Origin of the sequence: Microbacterium sp. M3 (assembly GCF_033548675.1) — a bacterium.
Classification (GTDB): domain Bacteria; phylum Actinomycetota; class Actinomycetes; order Actinomycetales; family Microbacteriaceae; genus Microbacterium; species Microbacterium arthrosphaerae.
The window spans coordinates 515,377-541,763 of record NZ_JAWTZT010000002.1; the positions used below are offsets into that span (position 1 = coordinate 515,377).

20 protein-coding genes, 1 tRNA gene and 1 other RNA gene are annotated in these 26,387 nt (G+C 70.2%); 10 read left to right on the plus strand and 12 right to left on the minus strand.

What is annotated here, in order from left to right:
• Positions 1–50: 50 nt before the first annotated feature.
• Together R8Z57_RS17425 and xerC are read right to left on the minus strand one after the other, a co-directional pair.
• Positions 51–656, minus strand: a complete 606-nt coding sequence (locus R8Z57_RS17425; protein WP_378722838.1) for a tyrosine-type recombinase/integrase — start codon at positions 654–656, stop codon at positions 51–53.
• 422 nt (positions 657–1,078) lie between these two features.
• Positions 1,079–2,401, minus strand: coding sequence for a phage integrase central domain-containing protein (gene xerC / locus R8Z57_RS07775; RefSeq protein WP_318353193.1), 1,323 nt, complete (start codon positions 2,399–2,401; stop codon positions 1,079–1,081).
• A gap of 723 nt (positions 2,402–3,124) precedes the next feature.
• On the opposite strand from xerC, the gene R8Z57_RS07780 reads away from it, so the two are divergent.
• Positions 3,125–3,727, plus strand: coding sequence for a peptidase M23 (locus R8Z57_RS07780; RefSeq protein WP_318353194.1), 603 nt, complete (start codon positions 3,125–3,127; stop codon positions 3,725–3,727).
• 82 nt (positions 3,728–3,809) lie between these two features.
• Here R8Z57_RS07780 and R8Z57_RS07785 read toward each other — a convergent pair whose 3' ends face one another.
• Genes R8Z57_RS07785 through R8Z57_RS07795 form a run of 3 tightly spaced genes read right to left on the minus strand, consistent with a single transcriptional unit; the run spans position 3,810 to position 8,451 of the window.
• The gene (locus R8Z57_RS07785; RefSeq protein ID WP_318353195.1) at positions 3,810–6,812 is read right to left on the minus strand and encodes a bifunctional [glutamine synthetase] adenylyltransferase/[glutamine synthetase]-adenylyl-L-tyrosine phosphorylase; all 3,003 of its coding nucleotides are present in this window, start codon (positions 6,810–6,812) and stop codon (positions 3,810–3,812) included.
• Positions 6,813–6,825: 13 nt separating this feature from the next.
• A complete protein-coding gene (gene glnA / locus R8Z57_RS07790; RefSeq protein ID WP_318353196.1) occupies positions 6,826–8,163 on the minus strand; it encodes a type I glutamate--ammonia ligase in 1,338 nt (445 codons plus the stop codon).
• Between the two features lie 60 nt (positions 8,164–8,223).
• Complete coding sequence (locus tag R8Z57_RS07795; protein ID WP_318353197.1) at positions 8,224–8,451, minus strand: SPOR domain-containing protein; 228 nt, start codon at positions 8,449–8,451, stop codon at positions 8,224–8,226.
• Positions 8,452–8,545: 94 nt separating this feature from the next.
• Between R8Z57_RS07795 and ppgK the strand changes: the two genes are divergently transcribed.
• Positions 8,546–9,346, plus strand: a complete 801-nt coding sequence (gene ppgK, locus R8Z57_RS07800) for a polyphosphate--glucose phosphotransferase (RefSeq protein ID WP_318353198.1) — start codon at positions 8,546–8,548, stop codon at positions 9,344–9,346.
• Positions 9,347–9,354: 8 nt separating this feature from the next.
• Here ppgK and rnpB read toward each other — a convergent pair.
• The 3 genes from rnpB to R8Z57_RS07815 form a co-directional block, all read right to left on the minus strand.
• Positions 9,355–9,724, minus strand: an RNA gene (rnpB, locus tag R8Z57_RS07805) — RNase P RNA component class A.
• A 46-nt stretch (positions 9,725–9,770) separates the two neighbouring features.
• Positions 9,771–11,504 carry a bifunctional 3'-5' exonuclease/DNA polymerase gene (locus R8Z57_RS07810; protein ID WP_318353199.1) on the minus strand — a complete coding sequence of 578 codons (1,734 nt, stop codon included), beginning with the start codon at positions 11,502–11,504 and terminating at the stop codon, positions 9,771–9,773.
• A gap of 29 nt (positions 11,505–11,533) precedes the next feature.
• Positions 11,534–12,265, minus strand: a complete 732-nt coding sequence (locus R8Z57_RS07815; protein WP_318353200.1) for a zinc ribbon domain-containing protein — start codon at positions 12,263–12,265, stop codon at positions 11,534–11,536.
• A gap of 89 nt (positions 12,266–12,354) precedes the next feature.
• Between R8Z57_RS07815 and R8Z57_RS07820 the strand changes: the two genes are divergently transcribed.
• On the plus strand, positions 12,355–13,878 hold the full coding sequence (locus R8Z57_RS07820) for an amino acid permease (protein ID WP_318353201.1): 1,524 nt from the start codon (positions 12,355–12,357) through the stop codon (positions 13,876–13,878).
• Between the two features lie 16 nt (positions 13,879–13,894).
• On the opposite strand, the gene R8Z57_RS07825 is transcribed toward R8Z57_RS07820, so the two are convergent.
• Positions 13,895–13,970: transfer RNA gene (locus R8Z57_RS07825), tRNA-Val, on the minus strand.
• Between the two features lie 141 nt (positions 13,971–14,111).
• Between R8Z57_RS07825 and aceE the strand changes: the two genes are divergently transcribed.
• The 6 genes from aceE (at position 14,112) to R8Z57_RS07855 (ending at position 21,716) form a co-directional block, all read left to right on the plus strand.
• Positions 14,112–16,841: a pyruvate dehydrogenase (acetyl-transferring), homodimeric type gene (aceE, locus tag R8Z57_RS07830; protein ID WP_318353202.1), complete on the plus strand. Its 2,730-nt coding sequence runs from the start codon at positions 14,112–14,114 to the stop codon at positions 16,839–16,841.
• Positions 16,842–16,848: 7 nt separating this feature from the next.
• Entirely contained in the window at positions 16,849–18,069 is a 1,221-nt protein-coding gene (locus tag R8Z57_RS07835; RefSeq protein ID WP_378722364.1) for a PucR family transcriptional regulator, read from the plus strand.
• Between the two features lie 100 nt (positions 18,070–18,169).
• Positions 18,170–19,081 carry an ACP S-malonyltransferase gene (locus tag R8Z57_RS07840; protein ID WP_318353203.1) on the plus strand — a complete coding sequence of 304 codons (912 nt, stop codon included), beginning with the start codon at positions 18,170–18,172 and terminating at the stop codon, positions 19,079–19,081.
• Between the two features lie 13 nt (positions 19,082–19,094).
• Positions 19,095–20,096 carry a beta-ketoacyl-ACP synthase III gene (locus R8Z57_RS07845; protein ID WP_318353204.1) on the plus strand — a complete coding sequence of 334 codons (1,002 nt, stop codon included), beginning with the start codon at positions 19,095–19,097 and terminating at the stop codon, positions 20,094–20,096.
• Between the two features lie 75 nt (positions 20,097–20,171).
• Entirely contained in the window at positions 20,172–20,420 is a 249-nt protein-coding gene (locus tag R8Z57_RS07850; protein WP_318353205.1) for an acyl carrier protein, read from the plus strand.
• Positions 20,421–20,477: 57 nt separating this feature from the next.
• On the plus strand, positions 20,478–21,716 hold the full coding sequence (locus R8Z57_RS07855) for a beta-ketoacyl-[acyl-carrier-protein] synthase family protein (protein ID WP_318353206.1): 1,239 nt from the start codon (positions 20,478–20,480) through the stop codon (positions 21,714–21,716).
• A gap of 191 nt (positions 21,717–21,907) precedes the next feature.
• Here the strand turns inward: R8Z57_RS07855 and R8Z57_RS07860 are convergent, their stop codons facing one another.
• On the minus strand, positions 21,908–22,411 hold the full coding sequence (locus tag R8Z57_RS07860) for a DUF3145 domain-containing protein (RefSeq protein WP_318353207.1): 504 nt from the start codon (positions 22,409–22,411) through the stop codon (positions 21,908–21,910).
• Positions 22,412–22,560: 149 nt separating this feature from the next.
• Entirely contained in the window at positions 22,561–23,334 is a 774-nt protein-coding gene (locus tag R8Z57_RS07865) for a hypothetical protein (RefSeq protein ID WP_318353208.1), read from the minus strand.
• Between the two features lie 163 nt (positions 23,335–23,497).
• On the opposite strand from R8Z57_RS07865, the gene R8Z57_RS07870 reads away from it, so the two are divergent.
• Positions 23,498–25,501 (plus strand): DUF262 domain-containing protein, encoded by a 2,004-nt coding sequence (locus tag R8Z57_RS07870; RefSeq protein ID WP_318353209.1) that lies wholly within the window; start codon positions 23,498–23,500, stop codon positions 25,499–25,501.
• A gap of 56 nt (positions 25,502–25,557) precedes the next feature.
• On the opposite strand, the gene R8Z57_RS07875 is transcribed toward R8Z57_RS07870, so the two are convergent.
• Positions 25,558–26,385, minus strand: a complete 828-nt coding sequence (locus R8Z57_RS07875; RefSeq protein WP_318353574.1) for a glucose PTS transporter subunit IIA — start codon at positions 26,383–26,385, stop codon at positions 25,558–25,560.
• Between the last annotated feature and the right edge of the window lie 2 nt (positions 26,386–26,387).

A 26,387-nucleotide genomic window follows, 5' to 3' on the forward strand; every position in this document is an offset into this window, starting at 1 on the left:
CCGCTCCGTCCGCTCCGCCCTCAAACGACAGCAGAGACGCATGCGGGCTCTCACGCCGCAGTGTCCGCTCGAGAATGTCTGCCGGCCCCCGATCCACGGTGCGGTCGGGCTCGATGTAGTGCCCCTCGGTGATCGCGGTCGATCCGTGTCCGAGAACGTGGCGGCAGCATCGGCGCTCGCCCCGCGCGTGAATACCGTCGCCCCCGTCCGCCGATACCAGCGAAGCGTAACCCCCTCCCCCCAAGATCCGCCAACTCGAGGAACGCGCGGAAGGTCCGTCGCACGTTGAACGGGCTAAGAGGCTTGCCCGCGCGATCTGCGAAAATCGTCCGTTGCGTCTCGCTGATTGGGATGCTCGCGAGCCGCTCGCGAAGGACAGCCGCCGCGAAGTCGGGGACGGCGATGCGGCGGATGGAGAGCTCAGTCTTCGAGTGGTCCTGACGCACGGCACCGCTGCCGGTGCGCAGCACCACCGTACCCGTTACGGAGATCGTCATGCAGCTGGGGCCATCCTCGACGTCGCACACGCGGAGAGCGAGGCACTCGCCGATGCGCAGCGCGGCTCCGAGGAGCACTTCGATGATGTCGAGCACCTGACCATCGGGCTTGGCGGCCCTCGATGTCGGGGCCGGTCCGGCAGCGACTCGCGGCGGCACGGATCTGCTCGATATTCAGCGCTTGCCGCTCGCCCTTCGGTCGCCGCAACGGACTCGTCCCCTGCACCGGGTTCCGCGGGATCGCATCGTGGCGGAGAGGGAAGCCGAACAGCTGATTGAGCACCGTTCGCGAGTGGTGCGCACGCGAGAACGACACCGCTTTCTCGGAGCGCAGAAACCATTCCACGCGGCCCGTGGTGATCTTACCGCGCGAGAAGTGTTCGAGCTGCGGCCTCACTCGAAGCCGGAGATCGTCGCGATAGTTCTGCTTCGTCCCCGTCCGACAGTTCGCGCAGATCCAGATCCTCGAGCCACAGATCAACGAGGTCACGGAAGGAACTGCTGAGGTCGAGAAGTCCGCCGGCTCCGAAGCCGGGCCTGTCCAGAAGACTGCCTTGTCAGTTCTCCCTCTTCGCGACATCTCATGCGTCAATGCCCGCGAACACCTCGTCGAGCGCGTCGGCCGCGATTTCGACGATGAGGTCGGGGCGCTTCGCGTAGTGGCCTTCGGTGATCGCCGCGTCACTGTGCCCGAGCAGATCGCGTGCGACCTCTACGCCGGCGGTGTCAGATACCGCCGCGGCGACGGCCTTGCGGAGGCTGCGGAAGGTGAGGTGCTGGGCGTCGACCCCAATAGTCAAGAGCTCCGGTTGGAACTCGCGGCGGAACATCCGTAGCAGCTCCCCGATTGCGCTGGGGTCGCGCGGACGGCCGCGCTCGGTGGTGAACAGCACGTCGTCGGGATTCCGTTCTGGATCGGGAACGTGGCTGGCCACGAGTTCGCTCAGCACCTTGGCCGCGAACTTCGGAACGCGAACCCAACGCTTCTGTCGCTCCGCTTTGGGCGAGTTCTGCCGGAACAGGCCGCGAGACTTCGTGCGAACCATCGTCCCCCCGACCCAGACGAGCGCCTCCATCGTGAGGCTTCCATCCGGCTGCTCCACCGCCTCGAACCGCACGTCCTGGAACCGGATCGCAATCGGCTCCGCGGTCCTCTCGGAGGTGCCGAGCGTGATGAGGATGTAGTCGGCGAGCAGCTTGTAGTTGGGCCGTCGGCCCACCGGATACCGCGCCCGGTGGCGCTCCGGCCACACGTCACGAATCAGGTGGAGCATGTACCTGACCTGTACCGCGTCGAGTTCGAAGTACACCGTGTCCGGCTTGTCCGCTCGCCGGGTCGCACGGATGGGGTTCGCCACGACGACCGCTCCGTACCGTGTCTGCTGGATGGACCCGGCGGCCGAGAAGTGTCCCTGCTGGATGGCCCAATCGAACATCAGCGACATCACGTTACGAACCTTGTTCGCGGTCGTCACCGACTTCTCCCGTGCGATGTCCATGAGTAGCCCGTCGGCGCGCTCAGCGGTGATGTCGGCGATAGGGATGGCTCCGGCGCGCGGGGTGACATGCGCTCGGATCACCGATGCGTAGCCATCGATGGTCTGTTCGCGGCGTTGTCTCAGCACTCGCGGGTCGTCGTCGTGGTACGCCGTCTTCAGCCAAGCTGTCGCCAACTCCGCGACGGTCATGAGCTGCGTGCGTCGTGCCAGGACTCGACCGACGGCAACATCGGCCGCTTGCTGCAGTGCGGCCAGCGCCTCGGCTTCGGTCGCTCCGCTGCCGCTCGGACGACGCTCGCGCCCGTTGCCGTCGTGGACGCGTCCTCGCGCGACGACGAGACCGCTCGGCTCCACGGTGTAGGTCACCTTGCCGAGTTCGCCGAGCGCGCGCTTCGGTCGCGCCATCAGTCGGCCCCTCTATCCATCGGGGCCACGATCCGCCCTGCGATGAACGCCTCGATATCCTCATCGCGGTAGCGGACATTGTGTGCCGAGAGCGCGACGAACGGCAATCCGAGACCTCGGCTGCGTGCGCGCTCCGTCCGCCAGTCAGCGAGCGTCCTGATGGGGATGCCCGTATAGTCGGCAAGCTCTTGGGGAGTCCAGAGGCGAGGGTGGTCGGCGCTCATACCAAGCAGGTAGGCGGCAGCTCCCGTAGATGCCCAGGGAGCCCCGTAGGGCGACCAAGAATCGGCAAAACGGACAGGTTCTCGGACAGCCGCGGCAGCGACCCACCCTATGCTCAGCATCGCACTTCCCTGAGTTTGCAAGGGAGTACGATCCAGTGGAGCACCCTCCGGATCCCAGATCCTCAAGCCGAGCTGTACTTCGGCGTCTGACGTCCCTGCAGCAGAAGCGGGCCCCGGGAGACCGGGGCCCGCTTCCGCGTTCGCCGGCAGGAGGACGCACAGGCACCCGTGATCCGCTCGGACATCCCCCAGGTGCGGTCCCTACGCTGAACCCGCTCCTCCGATCGAAAGCGAGCCGCTGATGCCTTCGCGCCCTCCCGCCACGTCGCGGCGCCGTCGTGCGCAGCCCGCGCGGGCAGCGGCACGACGTGGCACGCGACGGCAGGGGGGAGCGCGTCGCCGCCGACGCCGGACCCCTCTCATCGTCGCTGCGATCGTCGTGCCGATCGCGATCGTGTGCGCCGTCGTGCTGGCGGGCAGCATCGCCGTCGGGACGTTCCTGGACGCCTTCGGCGAGGACCGCGACACGGGGCCGCTGTTCACCTTCCCCGAGCCGACTCCCGAGCCCGGCGTGGCCGGCTACGGCGTCGATCAGCTGACGAACGCCTGCACAATCATGGTCGCCGGCCGCGACCTGGGCTTCGACCAGCGGGATCAGACCATCGCCGTCATGACGGCCATGGGCGAGTCGTCGCTGCGCAACATCGACTACGGCGATTGGGAGACGAGCGGCGTCACGAACCCCGACGGCTCGCGAACGACGTCGATCGGCCTGTTCCAGCAGCAGGACAGCTGGGGGTCTCGTGAGGCCCGGCTCGATCCGTACACCGCCGCGACGATCTTCTACGGCGCGATGGCCGCGCGCGTGCCCGACAGAGCGGCCGTGGAGCCGACTCTCGTCGCGCACCACACGCAGATCAATGCGAACCCGTTCCACTACGCCCGCTACTGGCACGCGGCCGAGCGTGTCGTCGCGGCGTTGAACGCCGTCCCGCTCGACGGCGACAGCATCGACGGCATCCCCACCTGCCCGCCCGGCTGATCGCACCGTCGCAGCCGCGCCGGCCGCGCTCGCACGCCATGCCGGCGCAGCGCCGCGGTTGCGGCATCCGTCACCGTGCCGGTCAGCCGTAGAACAGCTTCGAGAAGACCCGCCGCGCGCGGCGAGTCGTGCCGAGATAGTCCTCCTCGACCTGCGTGGCCGAGCGGGGCGGGTACTCGAGCAGACGCCCGATGCCATCGAGCTTCTTGCGGTCCACCGGCAGGACGTCGCTCGTCTGGCCCGAGAGCAGCGTGTTGGCCGAGCGCAGGCGGCTGGCCAGGCGCCAGGCGTCCGCGAGACGGTCGGCAGCGCTCGACGGGAGGAGGCCGGCCTCCTCGGCCGCCCGCAGGGCGCCGAGCGTCGAGGTCGTGCGCATGGCGGGAACCGCGTGCGCATGCTGCAGCTGGAGCATCTGCACCAGCCACTCGACGTCGCTCAGCGATCCGGGGCCGAGCTTGAGATGCCGCGACGGATCGACGCCCTGCGGCAGGCGCTCGCTCTCCACGCGCGCCTTGATGCGCTTGATCTCGCGCACGGCGGCCGCGTCGATGCTGTCGGGATAGCGCACCTGGTCCGCCAGCTGCATGAAGTCCCCGATGAGCTTGGTGCTGCCCGCGACGCCGCGCGCGCGCAGCAGCGCCTGCGCCTCCCACGAGAGCGCCCATCGGCGGTAGTACTCGGCGTAGGCGTCGAGCGAACGGGCAAGCGGACCGTTGCGTCCCTCCGGCCGCAGATCCGCGTCGAGCTCCAGCGGCACCCGGTGATCCTCGGAATGCGTCCGCAGCGCCGCCACCAGCTTGAGGGCGAGCTCGTGCGCCCGCTGGGGGTCGACACCGTTCGCGCGATAGACGTACATGACGTCGGCGTCCGACCCGAACCCGAGCTCCGCACCGCCGAACCGCCCCATCGCGATCACCGAGAAGTCGAGGGCGTCGTCCTCGAACGGGACGATGTCGCGGCGCACGGCTCGCAGCGTCGCCTGGATCGTCACCTCGGTGATGGTCGTGAGGGCCTCGGCGACCTCTTCGATCGTGACCGATCCGAGGATCGCCGCCATGGCCAGCCGCAGCTGCTCGCGCCGGCGCAGGGCCCGCACGGCCCGCATCGCCTCGATGACCGTGCCGTGCCGCGTCTGAATCGCGCGGGCCTCCTGCTGGAGCGCGACGCCCGAGCGCGGCCGGAGCAGCTCGGGGTCGTCGAGCCAGGCGGCGGACTCGGGAATCCACTCGATCAGCTCGCCCACATAGCGGGAGCCCGACAGCACGCGCGAGAGGCTCTCCGCCGCGCCGGAGGAATCCCGCAGCATGCGCAGGAACCAGTGGGTGTCGCCGAGTCGCTCGCTCAGCCGGCGGAACGCGAGCAGCCCGTAGTCGGGGTCGACGCCGTCGGCGAACCACCGGATCATGACGGGCATGAGGTGACGCTGGATGGTCGCCTTGCGGCTGAGCCCGGAGGTGAGGGCGGCGATGTGACGCAGCGCGCCGGCCGGATCCGCGAAGCCGATCGCGGCCAGGCGATCATGCGCCTGCGCGGTTGAGAGAACGCGCTCGTCGGCCGGGAGCGCCGCGACGGCTGACAGCAGCGGCCGGTAGAACAGGCGCACGTGGATGTCGCGCACTTCGCGCTTGACCGACTCCCACAGCTCCCAGATCCCCGAGGCGGAGTCGGCCAGTCCGGTCGCGCGGGCGAGGACGCGCTGCTCCTCCGGGCGCGAGGGCATCAGGTGGGTGCGCCGCAGCTGCCGCAGCTGGACGCGGTGCTCGAGCAGCCGCAGCACGCGGTAGTCGCGGGAGAAGGCGGATGCCTCGACCCGGCCGATGTACCCCTCCGCGACGAGCGCGTCCAGCGCCGCGAGGGTGCCGCGCTGCCGGATCCGGTCGTCGGACAGCCCGTGGACGAGCTGCAGCAGCTGGACCGTGAACTCGATGTCGCGGATGCCGCCGGGGCCGAGCTTCAGCTGATACGGCACGTCGGCGGCCGGGATGTGCTCGGTGACCCGTTCGCGCATGCGCTGGACGCTGTCGACGAAGTTCTCGCGCGCGGCGCTCGTCCACACCTTGGGCTGGACCGCGGCGATGTAGGCGTCTCCGAGAGCCGCGTCGCCGGCGATCGGACGCGCCTTCAGCAGCGCCTGGAACTCCCAGCTCTTGGCCCACCGGTCGTAGTACGCGAGGTGCGAGTCGAGCGTGCGCACCAGGGCGCCTTGCTTGCCCTCCGGTCGAAGGTTGGCATCGACCTCCCACAGCGGCGGCTCGATCTCGACGCCCGAGATCCCGCGCATCGTCTGCACGGCCAGTCGCGTGGCGATGTCGACGAGGCGGCTCTCGCCGAACTCCTCCACGGCGGCGCCGTCGCCGCCGGCCACGAAGATGACGTCCACGTCGCTGACGTAGTTGAGCTCCCGTGCGCCGGTCTTGCCCATCCCGATGATCGCGAGCTCGGTGCGGGCGACCTGTTCCCGCGGGAACAGCCCGGCGCCGACGACACCGCCCGACACGCGGGTGCGCGCCACCGCCAGCGAGGCTTCGAGCGCCGCGCCCGCGGCATCCGCGAGCCGGGCCGAGACCGCGGCGATCTCGTCGACGGGTGTCGGGCTCAGCAGGTCGTACGCGGCGATGCGCGCGAGCATGCGCCGGTAGCGGACGCGCAGGGCGACCCACGCGCTCTCGCCACCGTCCGCGGCGAATCCGTCGACTGCCCCTACGGCGTCCAGCAGCGCGGCACGGAGCTCCTGCTCGGACGGCAGCCGCTCCCCCGCTCCGGTGAGCTCATCGACCTCGCCCGGGTGGCGGAAGAAGAACTCGCCGAAACCCGTCGAGGCGCCCAGGAGCGCCCACAGCGCCCGCCAGGCACCGGCGCGGCCCGTGGCGCGCCGGACGGGCGCAGCCTCGCGGCGCGCGATCCTGGTCAGCGCCCGCAGCGCCTCATCGGGGTCGGCAGCGTGGACGGCCCCTTCCAGGAGCAGTTCGCGCGGCTCGTCCACCAGCCCGGCCAGCTCCTGCAGGAGCTCCTCCGCCTCGGTGAGGCCGCTGAAGCCCAGCCGCGCGAGGGGGGTCAGGGAACCCGGTCGTTCGCCCGCGGACATGCGCTTGCCGGTCTCAGAGCATCTCGAGGTTGCTCTTGAGCTCGAACGGCGTGACCTGCGAGCGGTACTCCTGCCACTCGCGGCGCTTGTTGAGGAGCACGTAGTTGAACACCTGCTCGCCGAGCGTCTCGGCGACGAGCTCGGACTCCTCCATGTATTCCAGAGCGTGGTCGAGGCTCGCCGGGAGCGGTGCGTAGCCGAGCGCCCGGCGCTCGGCGTCCGACAGCGACCAGACGTTGTCCTCCGCCTCGGCAGGCAGCTCGTACTCGTTCTCGATGCCCTTCAGGCCTGCGGCGAGCATGAGCGCGTAGGACAGGTACGGGTTGGCGGCCGAGTCGAGGGCACGATACTCCACGCGCGAGGACTGGCCCTTGTTCGGCTTGTACAGCGGCACACGCACCAGGGCCGAACGGTTGTTGTGACCCCAGCAGATGAAGCTCGGCGCCTCGTCACCGCCCCACAGTCGCTTGTAGGAGTTGACGAACTGGTTCGTCACGGCCGAGATCTCGTTCGCGTGGCGCAGCAGGCCCGCGATGAACTGGCGCCCCACCTTGGAGAGCTGGTACTGCGCGCCCTCTTCGTAGAAGGCGTTGACGTCGCCCTCGAACAGCGACATGTGGGTGTGCATGCCGCTGCCCGGCTTGCCGGTCATCGGCTTGGGCATGAAGGTGGCGTACACCCCCTGCTCGATCGCGACCTCCTTGATCACCGTGCGGAAGGTCATGATGTTGTCGGCGGTCGTGAGCGCGTCGGCGTACCGCAGGTCGATCTCGTTCTGACCGGGGCCGCCCTCGTGGTGGCTGAACTCCACCGAGATTCCGAGGTCTTCGAGCATCCGCACCGAGCGGCGGCGGAAGTCGTGCGCCGTGCCGCCCGGAACGTTGTCGAAGTAGCCGGCCGAGTCGACGGGCTCGGGCCCCTCGGCGCCGAACGCCGAGGACTTCAGCAGATAGAACTCGATCTCGGGATGCGTGTAGAACGTGAACCCGGCGTCGGCGGCCTTGGCGAGCGTGCGCTTGAGCACGTGACGCGGGTCGGCCACGGCCGGCTGGCCGTCGGGCGTCGTGATGTCGCAGAACATGCGCGCCGTGGGGTCGATCTCGCCGCGCCACGGCAGGGTCTGGAACGTCGTGGGGTCGGGGTGCGCGAGCAGATCGGACTCGTAGGAGCGCGTGAGCCCCTCGATCGCGGACCCGTCGAAGCCGAGGCCTTCGCTGAACGCGCCCTCGACCTCCGCCGGGGCGATCGCGACGGACTTCAGCGTGCCGATCACGTCCGTGAACCACAGCCGTACGAACTTCACACCACGCTCTTCGATGGTCCTCAGAACGAAGTCACGCTGCTTGTCCATCGCGTCCTCTCGGGTGCCCCGTCCGCCCGGCTCGTCTCGCCGGGCGCGGTCGAAGCCAGACTACTGGTCGTCGCCGGGCTCTCCCGACACCCGGCCGCCGCCCCACGAGTCCTCGCGAGCCTCCTCCTCGGCCCACGCGCGCGAGCGCTGCCGGATGACCTCGGGGGCCTGGGCTGCTTCCTCGGGAGTATCGAACGGGCCGGCGCGATCGGGCGCCGGCGATTCGAAGCCCTTCTCGACCTCGCCCGTCTTGAGGTTGTACCAGTACTTCTCGCTGTCGCTCGTCATCGTGCACTCCTCTGATCGGGTACTCGTCGCCGTCAGCACGATCCTAGTGAGGCGCGGCTCGGCTCGGACGGCGGCGCGTGGATAGGCTGTCGGCATGGCATCTGACGCGGCACGCGCCGTCGGCGTGGACATCGGCGGCACCGGGATCAAGGCGGGGATCGTCGACCTCGACCGGGGCGAGCTGATCAGCGACCGAGTGAAGGTCTCGACTCCGGAGGGCGCTCACCCGCCGGACGTGCTGGCCGCGGTCAGCGAGGTCCTCGGCACGCTCGGCGTGGCCGACGACCACGCCGTGCCGCTCGGCGTCGCCTTCCCGGCGATCGTGAAGAACGGCCGCACGCTGTCGGCGGCGAACGTGTCGCAGGAGTGGATCGGCTTCGAGGCCGAGAAGTTCTTCGAGGACGGCCTGGGTCGCGACATCCATTTCGCCAACGACGCGGACGTCGCCGGCGTCGCCGAGATGCGGTACGGCGCCGCGAAGGACCAGTCCGGCCTGACGATCCTCACGACCCTCGGGACCGGCATCGGCTCCGCGCTGCTGTACAACGGCGTGCTCGTGCCGAACTCCGAGCTCGGGCACGTGCAGCGTGCGAAGCACGGGAAGGACGCCGAGGCGTACGCCGCGTACTCCGCGATGGAGCGCAACGACCTCAGCTGGGAGCAGTGGGCCGAGCGGCTGCAGTGGTACTACAGCCACATCGAGTTCCTCTTCACCCCTGACCTGTTCGTGGTGGGCGGCGGCGTGTCGAAGCACTCCGACAAGTTCCTGCACCTGCTCGACCTGAAGACCCCCATCGTGCCCGCCGTCCACCGGAACAACGCGGGGATCATCGGCGCGGCGGCGCTGTCACGGGGAGCCGTGCCCGTCCTGGACGCGACGGTCACGCGCGACTGACGAGAGGGCGAATGGGCCGGCCTGTACGCCGGGTTCTGTCCGGGGGCGGAAGCCCCGTGGACGGTCATCTCTCTCGGCGACACGTTGCCGTGCCGCTCCAGCGGCCTACCCGGGGACTCGGCGGGCCGCGTCGTCATCCCCTGTCTGGCCTTGCTCCGGGCGAGGTTTGCCGTGCGGGTCGTGTCACCACGACCCCGGTGGTCTCTTACACCGCCCTTTCACCCTTACCGGGGCCGGAGCCCCGGCGGTCTGCTCTCTGTGGCACTGTCTCGCGGATCGCTCCGGGTGGGTGTTACCCACCGCCCTGCCCTGTGGAGCCCGGACGTTCCTCGGCGCGCGGCGGCGAACCGCCCGCGACGCGACCGTCCAGCCGACCCATTCGCGTGGGCGAGTCTATCGCCGTCCGCTGTGCCGGTCGTCCGCCTCAGTCCTTGAGCGCCGTCTCGGCGATGCGCACGTCGAGGCGGAAGTCGAGCGGGAAGTCTCCGAAGAGCAGCCTGCCGGCGGTGGTGGCGGCATCCGCCACCGCCTGGGCCGCCGCATCCGCATGCTCGGCCGGCGTGTGCACGATCACCTCGTCGTGGAGGAACAGCGCGAGGTGCGGCTGCTGCGCGAACACCGTGCCGGCGCGCGGCGCGGCACGGTCGGAGGTCACAGGCGGCATCGCCGCCAGCCGCGTCCGCAGGTCGGCGAGCCACGCGAGCGCCCACTCGGCGGCAGTGCCCTGCACGACGAAGTTGCGGGTGAACCGGCCGCGATCGCGAGCCCACCTCTTCGCGCGAGTCTCTTCGGCTCCGGATGCCTCGGCCTCGGTCGCGCGCGACTGCGCGGCCGTCCACGCCTCGGACGGTGGCGGCGATGACCGGCCGAGCCAGGTCGACACGGTCCCGCCGTCCTCCCCCGTGCGCGCGGCGTCGTCGACCAGTCCCATGGCGCGCGGGTAGGCACGGCGCAGGCGCGGGACGAGGCGCCCCGACTCCCCCGTCGTCGCACCGTACATGGCGCCCAGGAGGGCGATCTTCGCCTCCTGCCGGGTCGCCACCGCGCCGCTGTCGACGATGCCGGCGTAGAGGTCGCGGCCGCGCGCCGCCGCGGCGAGGGCCGTGTCGCCCGACATGGCGGCGAGCACCCGCGGCTCGAGCTGCGCGACGTCGGCCACTACCAGGCGCCAGCCTGGATCGGCGCGTACCGCCTCGCGCAGCTGCCGGGGCAGCTGCAGCGCGCCGCCACCCGAGGAGGCCCAGCGGCCGGTCACGACGCCGCCCGGCACGTAGACGGGACGAAACCTGCCGTCGGCCACCCACTCCGACAGCCACGACCAGCCGTTGGCCGACAGCAGACGCGAGAGCTTCTTGTACTCGATGAGCGGTTCGACGACGGGATGCCGCTGCTCGGCGAGCTCCCATCTGCTGGTGGACTCGACGAGGACCCCGGCCCGGTGCAGCGCCCGCAGCAGCTTCGGCTGCGAGTCCAGGCTCGCCGTCGGATCGCCGAGTGCGGCGCGCACGCGCGCGGCGGCCGCCGCCAGGCGGGCCGGCTGTCCGCCGCCGGCTGGACGCGCGCCCAGGGTCTCGGTGAGGATGCGGTCGTGCTCGGCGGCGTCCCACGGCAGGCCCGCGGCCCGCATCTCCGCGGCGACCAGGGCGCCTGCCGACTCGGCCGCGGTGAGCAGCCGCAGGCGACCGGGCGCGGAGCTCGCGGCGATCGCCTCGCGCTGGCGCCGGAACTCCGCAAGGGCGGCGTCGACATCCGCCGGAGGCCCGGACGCACCCCCGGTCTCGTCGAGCTCGAACAGCGCGGGTGCGGTGGCCTGCGCGTCGGCGTGGGCCGCGGCATCCCATTCCTCCGCGCTGCGCACCGCCGCCGCCGCACCGACGAGCACCGAGTCGCGCAGGATCGCGTGACAGAGGCGCAGGTCGTGACATCGGGCGATGCGCACGCCGGCGGAGAGGAGTCCGCCGTACCACTGGGGGGTGTCGTGCCACACCCACCGGGGCGACCAGCGGCGCTCGGCGTCACCGATCCACGACGTCAGCGCCGCATCGGCGACCTCGTGCCGGGCGATCTCGTGCGCCGTCGAGTCGAGCGCCACGGCGATCGCCCCTGCCGCGGCGGCCCGCCCGAGGACGACCCAAGCGGGGGCCTCATCCGCGTCCACGGCGGCCCCGCCTCGCAGCGCTGCCGGGATCAGAGACCGGACTCGTCGTCGCGCACCAGGATGCAGCCGCACTCCGGGCACGTCACGACGTCGTCCGCCGCGGCCTGGCGCAGCACCCCCAGGTCGGTTCCGGCGAGCACCATGTGGCAGCCCTCGCAGGTGCGACGGCGCAGGAGTGCGGCGCCGGCGCTGCGGACGGCCAAGCGGTCGTACATCGCGAGAAGATCCGCCGGGAGTTCGCCGGCAATGGCCGCGCGATCGCGTGAGGCGGCATCGAACACCGCGGTCGCCTCGGCGACGGCGCGCTTGCCCTCGGCGCTGAGCTCGGCGCCCTCGGCGTTGGTCGCCGCGATGAGCGCCTCCTGCTCGGCCACGGCCGCGTCGGCGTTCTCGAGCCGTTCCATGACGGCGAGCTCGGCGTCTTCGAGATCGTTCTTGCGGCGTGCCAGCGCGGCCAGCTCGCTCTCGAGTCCCTGGGCTTCCTTGGAATTGCTGGATGCCGCGAGCCGGTCCGCATCGCGGGACGCGCGTGCGTCGACGACGGCGACATCGGACTCGATCCGCGACAGCTCGGTGCGCAGGTCGTCGCGGACGCCCAGCCGGGTGGACAGCTCCTGCGAGAGCTCCTGACGGCGCGCGAGCAGTTCCTGCACTCGGCCCGCCTGCGGCGGGTTCTTGCGGGCGCCGTCGGCCTGGCGGATGCGGGCGTCGAGCTGGGCGACCTCGACGAGGCGGCGCTGGTCTGCGGGGCTGGCGTTCACGTGACCAACCTACCGTGGGCGTCGACGCCGGGAGGGGGACGGTGCTACCATCCGACGACCGGCCCTTCCGATGACGAAAGGCGCGAGCCATGCGTGTCCTCCGCACGAAGTCCGTCGAGCAGTCCATCGCCGACACCGACGAACCCGAATACCGGCTGAAGAAGTCCCTCTCCGCGCTCGACCTCACCGTCTTCGGCATCGGCGTCGTGATCGGGGCCGGGATCTTCACCCTCACCGGGCGCGCGGCGCACGAGGTCGCCGGCCCTGCCATCGTGATCAGTTTCGTCGTCGCGGCGATCGCGTGCACGCTCGCGGCCCTGTGCTACGCCGAGTTCGCCTCCACGGTCCCGGTCTCGGGATCGGCCTATACGTTCTCCTACTCGTCGCTGGGTGAGCTGTTCGCGTGGATCATCGGGTGGGACCTGATCCTCGAGATGTTCCTCGGGGCCAGCGTGGTCGCGCAGGGCTGGAGCGCGTATCTCGGCACCCTCATGGATCAGCTGGGGATGCCGATCCCGGCCGCCATCGGCTACGGCGGCACCGTCGACCTCATGGCGATCCTCCTCGTGGTGGTCCTCGGCGGCCTCATGACCTTCGGCATCAAGGAATCGCTGCGGGTGAACCTCGTGCTCGTCGCGGTGAAGCTCTTCATCGTGCTCTTCGTGATCGTGGCGGGTCTCCTCTTCGTGAACCCCGCCAACTGGTCGCCGTTCGTGCCCGAGCCGGCGCCGCGCGAGGCGGCGACCGGTCTCACGCAGCCGCTCCTGCAGTTCCTGTCGGGCATCGAGCCCACCGCCTTCGGTGTGGGCGGCATCTTCGCCGGGGCGGCGCTGGTCTTCTTCGCCTACATCGGCTTCGACGTAGTGGCGACCACGGCCGAGGAGACGAAGAACCCGCAGCGCGACATGCCGATCGGCATCATCGCGTCGCTGCTGATCTGCACCCTGCTGTACTGCGCCGTCGCCTTCGTCGTGACGGGCATGGTGCCCTACCAGGACCTCGACCCGGCGGCCGCGCTCGCGAACGCCTTCGTCTTCCACGGCGCGGACTGGATGGCGACGCTCATCTCCGCCGGTGCGGTGGCCGGCCTCACGACGGTGGTGCTGACGCTGCTGATCGGCGCCACCCGGATCATCTTCGCGATGTCGCGCGACGCGCTCCTGCCGGTCGGGCTCGCCAAGGTGCACCCCCGCTTCCGCACGCCCTGGGTCATCTCGATCGTCGTGACGGTGATCGTGGCGCTCGTGGCCGGGCTGACGCCCATCGGGCTGCTCGAGGAGATGGTGAACATCGGGACGCTGTCGGCGTTCGTGCTCGTCTCGGTCGGCGTGATCGTGCTGCGCCGCAAGCGACCGGACCTGAAGCGCACCTTCCGCGTGCCGTTCAGCCCCTGGCTCCCCGCCCTCTCGGCCGCGGTGTGCGTGTACCTCATGCTCAACCTCACCGTGGAGACCTGGCTGCGGTTCCTGGTGTGGCTCGCGATCGGCTTCGTCATCTACTTCGCGTACTCGCACCGGCACTCGAAGATCGGCCAGCCCGGATACGAGGACTTCGCGCTGCCGCACGTGGTGTCGCACGAACGGGACGACAGCGACGACGATCCGCGGCACTGAGCGGGAGCGGGATCGGTGGTGGGCCCTGCCGGGATCGAACCGACGACATCCACGGTGTAAACGTGGCGCTCTACCAGCTGAGCTAAAGGCCCTCGGGGTCAGTCTACGAGGTGCGTCCGGAGCGTCCCGAACTCGCTAGGCTGGCAGATGGTGCGTTGTGCAGGGCTGACAAAGTCCGCGCCGCTCCGGTAGCGATTCCCTGGCATGATCTGCCAGACGACGAAAGGTCTTCTGTGACTGTCAACGATCAGGATCCGTACTCGCAGGAACCCCTCGACAGCGATCCCGATGAGACCTCCGAGTGGCAGGAGTCCCTCCAGCAGCTCGTGCAGGCCAAGGGCCACGGGCGTGGCCGCGAGATCATGCTCAGCCTGCTCCAGACCTCGCACGAGCTGCAGCTGAACGTGCCGCAGGTTCCGACGACGGACTACATCAACACGATCGCCCCCGACAACGAGCCCGAGTTCCCGGGCGACGAGGAGCTCGAGCGCCGGTATCGCCGCTGGATCCGCTGGAACGCGGCGATCACGGTCCACCGCGCGCAGCGGCCGGGCATCGGCGTCGGCGGCCACATCTCGACGTACGCGTCGTCGGCCTCGCTCTACGAGGTCGGGTTCAACCACTTCTTCCGCGGGCTCGACGACCCCCACGGCGGCGACCAGATCTTCATCCAGGGGCACGCCTCCCCCGGCATCTACGCGCGCTCGTTCCTCGAGGGCCGCCTCAGCGAGACGCAGCTCGACGGCTTCCGCCAGGAGAAGTCGAAGTTCCCCGACGGGATCCCGTCGTACCCGCACCCGCGCCTCATGCCGGAGTACTGGCAGTTCCCGACCGTGTCCATGGGGCTCGGGCCGATCAACGCCATCTACCAGGCGATGACCAACAAGTACCTCACCAACCGGGGCATCAAGGATCTCTCCGACTCGCGCGTCTGGGCGTTCCTCGGCGACGGCGAGATGGACGAGGTGGAGAGCCGCGGTCAGCTGCAGGTCGCGGCGAACGAGGGGCTCGACAACCTGACCTTCGTCGTCAACTGCAACCTGCAGCGGCTCGACGGTCCCGTCCGCGGCAACGGCAAGATCATCCAGGAGCTCGAGAGCTTCTTCCGCGGCGCCGGGTGGAACGTCATCAAGGTCGTCTGGGGCTCGGGCTGGGACGAGCTGCTCTCGCGCGACGTGGACGGCGCCCTCGTGCACCTCATGAACACGACGCCCGACGGCGACTTCCAGACGTACCGCGCCGAGGACGGCGCGTTCATCCGCGAGCACTTCTTCGGACGCGACGAGCGCACCGCGGCCCTCGTGAAGGACTGGTCCGACGAGGACATCTGGGGGAAGCTCCGCCGTGGCGGGCTGGACTACCGCAAGGTCTACGCCGCGTACAAGGCAGCGTCCGAGCACAAGGGACAGCCGACGGTCATCCTGGCCAAGACCATCAAGGGCTACGGCCTGGGCCACCACTTCGAGGGGCGCAACGCGACGCACCAGATGAAGAAGATGACCCTGCAGGACCTCAAGTACTTCCGCGACTCGATGCGCATCCCGATCACCGACGCGCAGCTCGACGAGAACCCGTACCTGCCGCCCTACTTCAACCCGGGCGCGCAGGACGAGACGATCCAGTACATGCTCGAGCGCCGACGCGCGCTCGGCGGCTTCCTTCCGGAGCGCCGCTCGCACCACGTCGGCCTGCAGCTGCCCGGCGACGCGGCGTACGCGCTGCCCAAGAAGGGCTCGGGCACGCAGGAGATCGCCACCACCATGGCGTTCGTCCGCCTGCTCAAGGACCTGCTGCGCTCGAAGGACTTCGGCAACCGCATCGTGCCGATCATCCCCGACGAGGCGCGCACGTTCGGCATGGACGCGTATTTCCCGACCGCGAAGATCTACAACCCGCACGGCCAGAACTACACCTCGGTCGACCGCGAGCTGCTCCTTGCCTACAAGGAGAGCCCGCAGGGTCAGATCATGCACGTCGGCATCAACGAGGCCGGCGCCGTCGCGGCGTTCACCGCGACCGGCACGTCCTACTCGACGCACGGCGAGCCCCTGATCCCCGTCTACGTGTTCTACTCGATGTTCGGCTTCCAGCGCACCGGTGACGCCCAGTGGGCAGCCGGAGACCAGATGGCGCGCGGCTTCATCATCGGCGCAACCGCCGGCCGCACCACGCTCACGGGCGAGGGCCTGCAGCACGCCGACGGCCACTCGCAGCTGCTCGCGTCGACGAACCCGGCGACGGTGTCGTACGACCCCGCCTACGGCTACGAGATCGCCCACATCGTGCGGTCCGGACTCGAGCGCATGTACGGCGGCAACCACCCCGACCCGAACGTCATGTACTACATCACGGTCTACAACGAGCCGCTCGTGCAGCCGGCCGAGCCGGAGGGCGTGGACGTCGAGGGCATCGTGCGCGGCATCCACCGCATCTCCTCGCCCGAGGGCGACGGACCGCGCGCGCAGCTTCTCGCGTCGGGCGTCGGCGTGCCGTGGGCGCTCGAGGCGCAGCAGCTGCTGCGCGACGACTGGGGCGTGCAGGCGGACGTGTGGTCGGTCACCTCGTGGAGCGAGCTGCGTCGCGACGGGCTCGCCGCCGACGAGCACAACTTCCTCCACCCGGAGGAGGAGCCGCGGACGGCGTACATCACCGAGAAGCTCGCCGGAGCCCCCGGTCCGGTCGTCGCGGTGAGCGACTTCATGCACGCCGTGCAGGACCAGATCCGCCCGTGGGTGCAGCACAACTTCGCCACGCTCGGCGCCGACGGCTTCGGGTTCTCTGACACGCGTGCCGCCGCGCGCCGGTTCTTCAAGATCGACGGCCCGTCGGTCGTGGTGCGGACGCTGCAGGCGCTCGCGCAGGAGGGTGCCGTCGACCGGAGCCTCGCCGCGCAGGCCATCCAGAAGTACCGTCTGCACGACGTGACCGCGGGCACGAGCGGGAACGCGGGCGGCGAGAGCTGATCCGCGGATGGGCAAGTCCGCCGAGGTGATGGACAAGCCCGAGACGCTCGCCTGGCTGCGACGCATCTCGGGCGATCTCGCCACCGTCACGATCAAGCGCCTCGAAGAGACGCTGCCCTGGTACGCCGAGATGCCGCCGGCCCGACGCTCCGCCGTCGGGCTGGTGGCGCAGGCCGGCATCACGTCGTTCATCCAGTGGTACGACGACCCCGGGTCGACGCCGTGGATCGCCTCCGACATCTTCGCCGTGGCTCCTCGTGAGCTCCTGCGCAGCGTGAGCCTGCAGCAGACGCTGCAGCTCATCCGCGTCACCGTCGAGGTGACCGAGGAGCGCGTCGCCGGCAAGGGCGAGCACCTCCGCGAGGCGATCCTGCTGTACTCGCGCGAGGTCGCGTTCGCGGCGGCCGACGTCTACGCCCGCGCCGCGGAGGCCCGGGGGCTGTGGGACGCGCGCCTCGAGGCCCTCGTCGTCGACTCGATCCTGACCGGTGAGGCCGACGAAGAGCTGCCGAGCCGGATCGCGGCCCTGGGCTGGCACGGACACGGCGAAGTCGCCGTGCTCGTGGGGACGACTCCCCCGCAGTTCGACGTCGACCAGCTGCGGCGCACGGCGCGCAAGCTGGGCGTCGACGTGCTGATCGGTGTGCAGGGCTCGCGCCTCGTGCTCGTCCTCGGGCGCGCCGAGCCGTCCGCGGGAGCAGAGGACCCGGTGGCCGATCTGCCCTTCGGCGAGATCGCGCGTCGCCTCGAGCCCGGCTTCGGCGGCGGCTACCTCGTGCTCGGGCCGACCGTGCCGGCGCTCGTCGATGCCAGCCAGAGCGCTCGCGCGGCACTGGCGGGCTTCGCGGTGGCGCGCGCCTGGCGCCACGCTCCGCGTCCCGTCGAGGCGGACGACCTGCTCCCCGAGCGGGCGCTGGCCGGCGATCCGCTGGCGAAGGTGACCCTCGTCGAGCGCATCTACCGTCCGCTGCAGGCGCACAGCGCCGACCTCGTCGCCACACTGTGGGCCTACCTCGACAACGGCCGCTCGCTCGAGGCGACGGCGCGCGAGCTGTTCGTCCACCCGAACACGGTCCGTTACCGCCTCAAGCGCGTGTCGGAGGTCATCGGCTGGGATGCCACGGGCCCGCGCGAAGCGCTCATCCTGCAGACCGCGCTCATGCTCGGATCGATCGGAACGGATGCCTCGCGCCGGCGCCCTGCGGCTGCGCGGCGCGGCACGGCCTGACCATCCGGCCCCGGCCGATGTGGGGCGTGCACAAAGGGCGGTCGGATTCTTGTGACGGTGTCGCCAGAACCGCCCGGGTGATTGTTGGCAGGATGGAACGGTGCGAATCGCTGTGTTCCCCGGGCAGGGCTCCCAGTCCCCCGGCTTCCTCACTCCCTGGCTCGAGACGGACGGCGCAGCCGACCGCCTGGCGCAGTACTCCGAATGGGCGGGCGTCGACCTCGTCGCCGCCGGCACCGAGTGGGACGCCGACCGCATCCGCGACACGCAGGTGGCGCAGCCGCTGATCGTCGCGGCCAGCCTGCTCTCGTGGAACGCCCTCCCGGGGCGTGAGGAGATCGGCGGCGTCGCCGGCCACTCGGTCGGCGAGTTCGCCGCCGCCGCGGCGGCCGGCGTGCTCAGCGAAGAAGATGCGCTCACGCTGGTCGGCATCCGCGGTCGCGCGATGGCGGAGGCTGCGGCCGCCGCGGCGACGGGCATGAGCGCCGTGATCGGCGGGGACGAGGCATCCGTCCTGGCCCGATTGGACGAGCTCGGCCTGGCTCCGGCCAACTACAACGGCGGCGGCCAGCTCGTCGTCGCCGGAGCCCTCGAGGGGCTCGCGGCACTGGCGGCAGAGCCGGTGGCGGGAACGCGTGTGATCCCGCTGCAGGTCGCTGGGGCATTCCACACCGACTACATGGCCCCGGCTGTCGACACCCTGCGCTCCGCCGCGGCCGAGGTCGCGGCATCCGATCCGGGTGTCACGCTGTGGACGAACCGCGACGGGTCGGCCGTCGGCACCGGTTCCGCGTTCGTCGACCTGCTCGTGGCCCAGGTGGCGTCCCCGGTGCGCTGGGATCTCTGCATGGCGGCTTTCGCCGACGCCGGGGTATCGGGCATCGTGGAGCTGTCCCCAGCGGGAACGCTCGTCGGGCTCGCGAAGCGCGCCCTGCGCGGAGTCCCGGCCGTCGCCGTCAAGACACCCGCCGACCTCGAGGCCGCCGCCGCGCTGGTGGCCCCCGCAGCCTGACCCGGAGCATCGCATGACCCCCACGCTTATCCAGCCCACCGGCGCCGCTCACACGCGCATCTACGCCTATGGCGCCGCCCGCGGTGAGATCGCCGTGCCGAACGAGGAACTCGTCGGCCCGATCGACTCCAGCGACGAGTGGATCCGCCAGCGCACCGGCATCGTGACACGTATGCGTGCGGTGGCCGAGACGGACGCGATCGACCTCGCCACGGATGCCGCGCGCGAGGCGATCGAGCGCGCGGGCGTCGATCCGTCGCAGGTCGACGCCGTCATCGTCGCGACCATCAGCAACCCCAAGCAGACCCCGGCGGTGTCGGCCATCGTCGCAGACCGCGTCGGCGCCAACCCCGCGGCGGCGTATGACGTGAACGCCGCCTGTGCGGGCTTCGCGTACGGAGTCGCGCAGGCGGACGCGCTCATCCGGGCCGGCGCCGCGAACTATGCGCTGGTCATCGGCACCGAGAAGCTCAGTGACATCGTCGATCCGGCCGACCGCAGCATCTCGTTCCTCCTCGGCGACGGCGCCGGCGCCGTCGTGGTCGGACCGAGCGACACCCCCGGCATCGGACCCACCGTGTGGGGCTCGGACGGGTCGAAGGCCGACGCGGTGGGGATGAACCACACCCTCACCGAGTTCCGCGACGGCGCCGCTCCGTGGCCGACGCTCCGCCAGGAAGGGCCCACCGTCTTCCGCTGGGCCGTCTGGGAGATGGTGAAGGTGGCCCGCCAGGCGCTCGAGGCGGCCGGGGTCGAGGCCTCTGACCTTGCGGCCTTCATCCCCCACCAGGCGAACATGCGCATCATCGACGAGTTCGCCAAGCAGCTGAAGCTCCCCGAGACCGTGGTCATCGGCCGCGACATCGAGACGACCGGCAACACGTCGGCGGCTTCCATCCCGCTGGCGACGCACCGCCTCCTCGAGGAGCACCCCGAGCTGAGCGGCGGACTCGCCCTCCAGATCGGATTCGGCGCAGGCCTCGTGTTCGGCGCGCAGGTGGTCGTCCTTCCCTGACGCGGCGACCCGCGACTCTAGACTGAGACCCGGCCCGCTCGGGTCCGAAGATCCCCTAAGAAACAGGAGAAGCCCATGGCATTCACCAACGACGAGGTCCTCGCTGGACTCGCCGAGCTCATCACCGACGAGACCGGCATCTCGGCCGACGAGGTCGCGCTCGAGAAGTCGTTCACCGACGACCTCGACATCGACTCGATCTCGATGATGACGATCGTCGTCAACGCCGAGGAGAAGTTCGGGGTCACGATTCCCGACGACGAGGTCAAGAACCTCAAGACCGTCGGCGACGCCGTCAACTACATCGCGTCGAACCAGGCGTAATTCTTTCCGGTGGGGGCTGCGGCCCCCACCGGCGCACCCCGAGGACTGATCAACGTCATGAGCAACCCCCGCATCGTCGTCACCGGCATCGGCGCTTCCTCGCCCCTGGGCGGCACCGCCCCCGAGAGCTGGACGGCTCTCCTGAACGGCGAGTCCGGTGCCCGCACCCTCGAGTACGACTGGGTGGAGGAGTTTCAGCTGCCCGTCACCTTCGCCGCCGAGGCGAAGGTGCGTCCGGAGTCCGTGCTCGCGCGCCCGGTCGCGAAGCGCCTCGACCCGTCGGCCCAGCTCGCGATGGTGGCGGCGATGGAGGCGTGGGAGGACGCCGGCAGCCCGGAGATCGACCCCGATCGCCTGGGCGTCGACTTCGCCACGGGCATCGGCGGTCTGCGCACGCTGCTCGACGGCTGGGACGTGCTCCGGGAGAAGGGCGCCCGTCGGGTTCTGCCCATGACGGTTCCCATGCTGATGCCGAACGCGGCTGCCGGGAACCTGTCGCTGCACTTCAACGCGCGCGCCTATGCGCGCACCGTCGCGAGCGCTTGTGCGTCCAGCACCGAGTCGATCGTCAACGCGATCGAGCACATCCGCGCGGGATACGCCGACGTGGTGATCGCGGGTGGCACCGAGTCGGTGATCCACCCGGTGACCATCGCCGCCTTCTCGTCGATGCAGGCGCTCTCCAAGCGCAACGACGACCCCGCCACCGCGTCGCGGCCCGCCAGCATCGACCGTGACGGCTTCGTCATGGGTGAGGGCGCGGCAGTGCTGATCCTCGAGACCGAGGAGCACGCCAAGGCGCGCGGCGCCAAGATCTACGCCGCCGTGGTCGGCGGCGGCGTCACGGCGGACTCGTACCACATCACCGCGAACGACCCCGAAGGCCTCGGGGCGGCGCGCGCCGTGCGACTGGCGCTGGAGATGGCGGATGCCTCGGTCGACGATGTGACGCACATCAATGCGCACGCGACGTCGACACCGGTCGGCGACCCCAACGAGTACACGGCGCTGCGGTCGGTCTTCGGCGCGCGCATCGACGACATCCCCGTGTCGGCGACCAAGGCCTCGACCGGCCACCTGCTCGGCGGCACGGGCGCGCTGGAGGCGATCTTCACGGTGCTGGCCATCCAGAACCGGGTCGCACCGCCCACCATCAACCTCTCGACGCAGGACCCGGAGGTGCCGTTCCGCATCTCGGGCAGCCCCATCCCGCTCGGCGACGGACCCCAGCTCGCGATCAGCAACTCGTTCGGGTTCGGCGGTCACAACGCCGTCGCCGCGTTCGCCTCGGTCTGAGACCGCACGGCGAGACTCGCCCCGCACACGAAGACGCCCCCGGTGAAGCCGACCGGGGGCGTCTGTCGTGTCAGGCGGTGGTTCGCGGTCCCGCGACCCGGGAATGACGGCCTCCGAGCCTCGGTAGTGGCGCCTCGCACCGCCTGCGTCCTGTGTTCTCGATGCGCTCCTTCGCCGCCGATCGAGAGGGGTCAGCCGACCTTGTGCAGCCAGACGACGGGGGCGTCGTCGCTCGCGTGGCGGAACGGCTCGAGCTCTTCGTCCCACGCCGCACCCAGCGCCACCTGCAGTTCACGGTGCAGCTCGAAGGCATCGCCGCCGGCGATCTCCATGGCGTAGCGGATGCGGTCTTCGCCGATGACGACGTTGCCGGCCGAGTCCGTCTGCGCATAGTGGATGCCGAGCCCCGGCGTGTGCAGCCAGCGGCCGCCGTCGCTGCGCGGCGTGGGGTCCTCGGTGACTTCGAAGCGCAGGTGCTCCCAGCCGCGGATCGCCGTGGCCAGGGCCGATCCGCTGCCGGCCGCCCCCTCCCAGTAGAACTCGGCACGACGGCTGCCGGCCAGCACCGGCTGATCTGCCCACTCGAAGCTCACCGCGCGCCCGAGGGCGCGCCCCACCGCCCACTCGAGGTGGGGGCACAACGCTCGTGGCGCGGAGTGGATGAAGATCACCCCACGCGCTTTTGGTGTCGCCATGATCTCTCCGTTCGTCAGGTGCGTCTTCCCCTACGACCTGCGACGTGTCACGACGTGCTGTTCGGTTGTGCTGCCGCCATTATCGCCGAGAGGGCGGGGAAATCACAAGAGTGTGATTCCCCCGCCCTCTCGGACGAGCCGTGCGAGACTCAGGCCTCGCTCATCGCCTGGACCGCGGCCTTGCCCTTGGCGGCGTAGTAGGCGGCGCGGGCGGCGTCACGGCGTGCCTGCTCGGCCTGCCCGGCGTCGAGGACCTCCTGCGACACCTCGAACTGCGGTGCGGTCGGCACGGCGTGGTACTTCTCCATGTAGGCGTCGAGCTCGGGGCCGGACTCCCACGACGTGATGAGGCAGTAGCGCGGCTCGTCACCGTCGTGGTGCACCGCGTGCCACAGGCGCTGGGTGTCGACGATGAGCTGCGCGCCGGCGGGCAGGGCGACGCGGTACTCGATGCTCGGGTCGGTGCGGTTCTCGCGCAGCACGAAGTAGCTGTTCTTGTCGTCGGTGAGGTTGAAGAAGCCGCGCACAACCCAGCCGGTGCCGTCGGGGTTGAGACGGTTGTTGTCGTCCTGGTGCAGGTTGTACAGCGCGTCGGCGTAGCTGTTCGGCTGCAGCTCGATGATGCGGCAGCGGCCCACGTTCGAGCCCGGCTCCTGTGCGCGGCGCGTGAGGGTGGGCGCCTTCTCGGTCTGCTCGGGGATCCAGACGCCGTCCTTGTCGGTGCGCGGCGGCGTGTGGTTCCAGAAGCCGTTGCACTCGATCTCTCCCTTGGCCGAGGCCAGCGGGGCGAACCGGGTGTCACCCGACGACTTCCAGTCGACGTACTCGATCGAGAGCCATTCCTGCGGGTCGATCTCCTCGTTGTAGGAGTCGAGCACCACGAAGCCGGTCTCATCGAGAGCGGCGGACTTGATGTAACCCATGACGAATCATGCCTTTCGGTCAGCGAGCCAGCACGTTTTAACAGGCTCAACTTAGGCAAGCCTACCTCGGGCCTTCCGGGCCGCCAGGTGGCGAGGCCGTGAATAACCGCGGTGCCCTCCTCGCCCGCTCGCGGCCGCACCGCGCGAATAGACTGGGACCGCCATGGTGAGTGCCACGAACGTCGATGCGACCGCTGTCAACACGATCGGATGGCTGTCGGCCGCGGACTGGACGATCGTCGTCCCGGTGTACCAGCGGCAGTACCGATGGGACATCGGGGCCTGTGAACAGCTCCTCGCCGACATCCGCGCGGTGGCCGATCTCGACGACCGGCACATGCACTTCATCGGCTCGATCCTCTCGTCGGCCAGCGGCGCCGGCGAGTCGGCCGAGCTGGTGCTCATCGACGGCCAGCAGCGCACGACGACGCTCATGCTGCTCGTCGCCGCGCTGCATCACACCGTCCGCGAGTCGCACTCCGCACTCGCCGACGAGTTGCAGCGGGTGCTGGTGCACTCCCACGACTCGTCGCGCACGAAGCTCCGCCCTCACCGTGCCTGGGCCGGCGTGTTCGAGCGGGTGGTGCTCGATCTGCCGCCGGGGCCGGGCGAGCAGCGCGACTCGCGATTCGACGACAACTACGCGTTCTTCCGCAGCCAGATCAGCATCGACGAGGCGCCGCACATCTGGCGCGGGCTGCAGAAGCTGGAGCACGTCGCGATCACGCTGGGCGCCGGCGCGAACGCGCAGCAGATCTTCGAGAGCCTGAACTCGACCGGCGAGCCCCTGCGGGATCACGAGCTCATCCACAACTACGTGCTGATGGGCCTGACCCACGCCGAGCAGCGCGCGATCGAGACCGACTTCTGGCAGCCGATCGAGCAGAACACCGGTGACGCCATCGCCGACTTCTGGCGGCAGTACCTGGTGATGACGACCGGCCGGGAGGTGACGGTGGTCGGCGGACGCGGCGTGTACGACGCCTTCCGGCAGGAGTTCCCTCGCCTGAACGTCGACGATCTCACGCGCCACGCCGACGAGTGGCGGGCGCTGTCGCGGGTGTACCGCGTGCTGCTCCAGCCTGGGTCGGCCCCCGATGCGGAACTCGCACGGCACCTGGGCTACCTGAACACCTTCGGCACGGCGATGTATCCCCTCGTCATGCGCGCGTACCGTGACCACGAGCGCGGCCGCATCCCGCGCGACGAACTCCTCGACACGCTCGAGATGGTGCAGTCGCTCCTGGTGCGCCGCGCGGTCGTCGGCACGGGCTCGGACCGCCTCGTCGCGCGTCTGTGCCGTGCCCGCGAAGAGGGGCACGACGCCCTGATCTCGGCGATCTCGCGGATCACACCCTCCGACGAACGCGTTGCCGTGGCGCTGAAGTATTCCGCGCTGCCCCATGCCTCCTACGTCCTCCGCCGGATCGCCGGGGTCGACGGGCAGTCCCTCGACGTCGAGCACATCTTCCCGCTCGCCCCCGGCGACGGGTGGACGGGCGACGGCACGCGCGAATGGGCGTCGTACAGCGAGGACGAGCAGAACAGCCACCGGGCCCTCGCCGGCACCATCGGCAACCTCACCGTGCTCGAGGAGGAGCTGGCCCTGCGCGCCTTCGACAGGTCGTTCCCCGAGAAGCGCGCCCTGTACGCGCGCAGCGCCGTCCCCACGACGGTGGCGCTGGCGGAGGTGCCCGCCTGGGGCACGGCGGCCATCGCCGAGCGCTCGCTGCACCTGGCGGAGCGCTTCGTCGACGTATGGAAGCGGCCCGGCGGACCGGCCATCGACGATGACGGGCTGACGCCGATCCTCGACGCGGTCCGCCGCCGCGGCTGGCCGCCGGGATGGCAGCGGGAGTGGTCGTACGTGGAGTACTGCGGCGAGCACTGGGAGGTGCCCGACGTGAAGTACCTCTTTAACAGGGTCTTCAAGCGGCTGTGGGCGGACTCGAGGGAGTCGGTCGTGCGCTACAGCGCCCGTCGCGGCGGGCCGGTGTATACCGCGCAGTCGTGGAACGGGCACTGGGACCGCCTCGATGACGAGCACTCGCTCTACATGGGGTGGGACTCCAGCTACATGCTGAGCGCCGTCCAGGGCGTGCTCGAAGAAGCGGGCCTCGCCCCGGAGGTCTTCGTGAAGTACTCGTATATCGGCGACGCGATGTGAGAACGGGACGGATGCCGCGTCGAGGCATCCGTCCCGTTCATCGGGGCCCTCGGGCGTCACTCGAAGGTGACGGCCGCGTTCTCGTTGTTGAGCACGATCACCGGGGTGATCGCGGGGTGACCGGCGGCTCGGATCTTCGCCAGGTCGAAGCGCAGCAGCGGTGTGCCGGCCGTGACCTTCTGACCCTTCTGCACGAGGGTCTCGAAGCCGTCGCCCTTCATGCCGACGGTGTCGATGCCGACGTGGATCAGCAGCTCGGTGCCGTCGTCGAGGACGAGCGCCACCGCGTGACTGCTGTCGAACGTCGCGCCGATGGTGCCGTCCGCCGGCGCCACCACGGTGTCACCGGTCGGCTCGATCGCGACGCCCGGGCCCATGACGCCCTGTGCGAAGGTCGGATCGGGCACCGCCGTCAGCGGCACCACGGTGCCCTCGAGCGGCTGGCGGAGCGTGACCGTCGTCGTCGCCGGCGCGTCGGTCAGGACGGCGGTGCCGCCCGCGGCGGGCGCAATGCCGGGCTCCGGTGCCGCGGGCGTCGGTGCCTCGACCTGACCCGACATGATCTGCTCCATCGCGTCCTTCACGAACTGGACGTTGGTGCCGTAGATGACCTGCACCGACTTGCCGCCGGGCTTCATGGTGCCGGCAGCCCCGGCGCGCTTGAGCGCCGTGTCGTCGACCTTGCTGACGTCGTCGATCTCCATGCGCAACCGCGTCGCGCAGTTCTCGAGCTCGAGGATGTTGTCTCTGCCGCCCAGCGCGTCGATGAAGCGGCTGCCGGTGACCAGGTACTTGTCGTCCGCGACGTGCGTGTCGTACTCCGTGCCCTCGCCGAGGATGTCGTCGTCCTCGCGTCCGGGCGTCTTGAGGTTGAAGCGCTTGATGA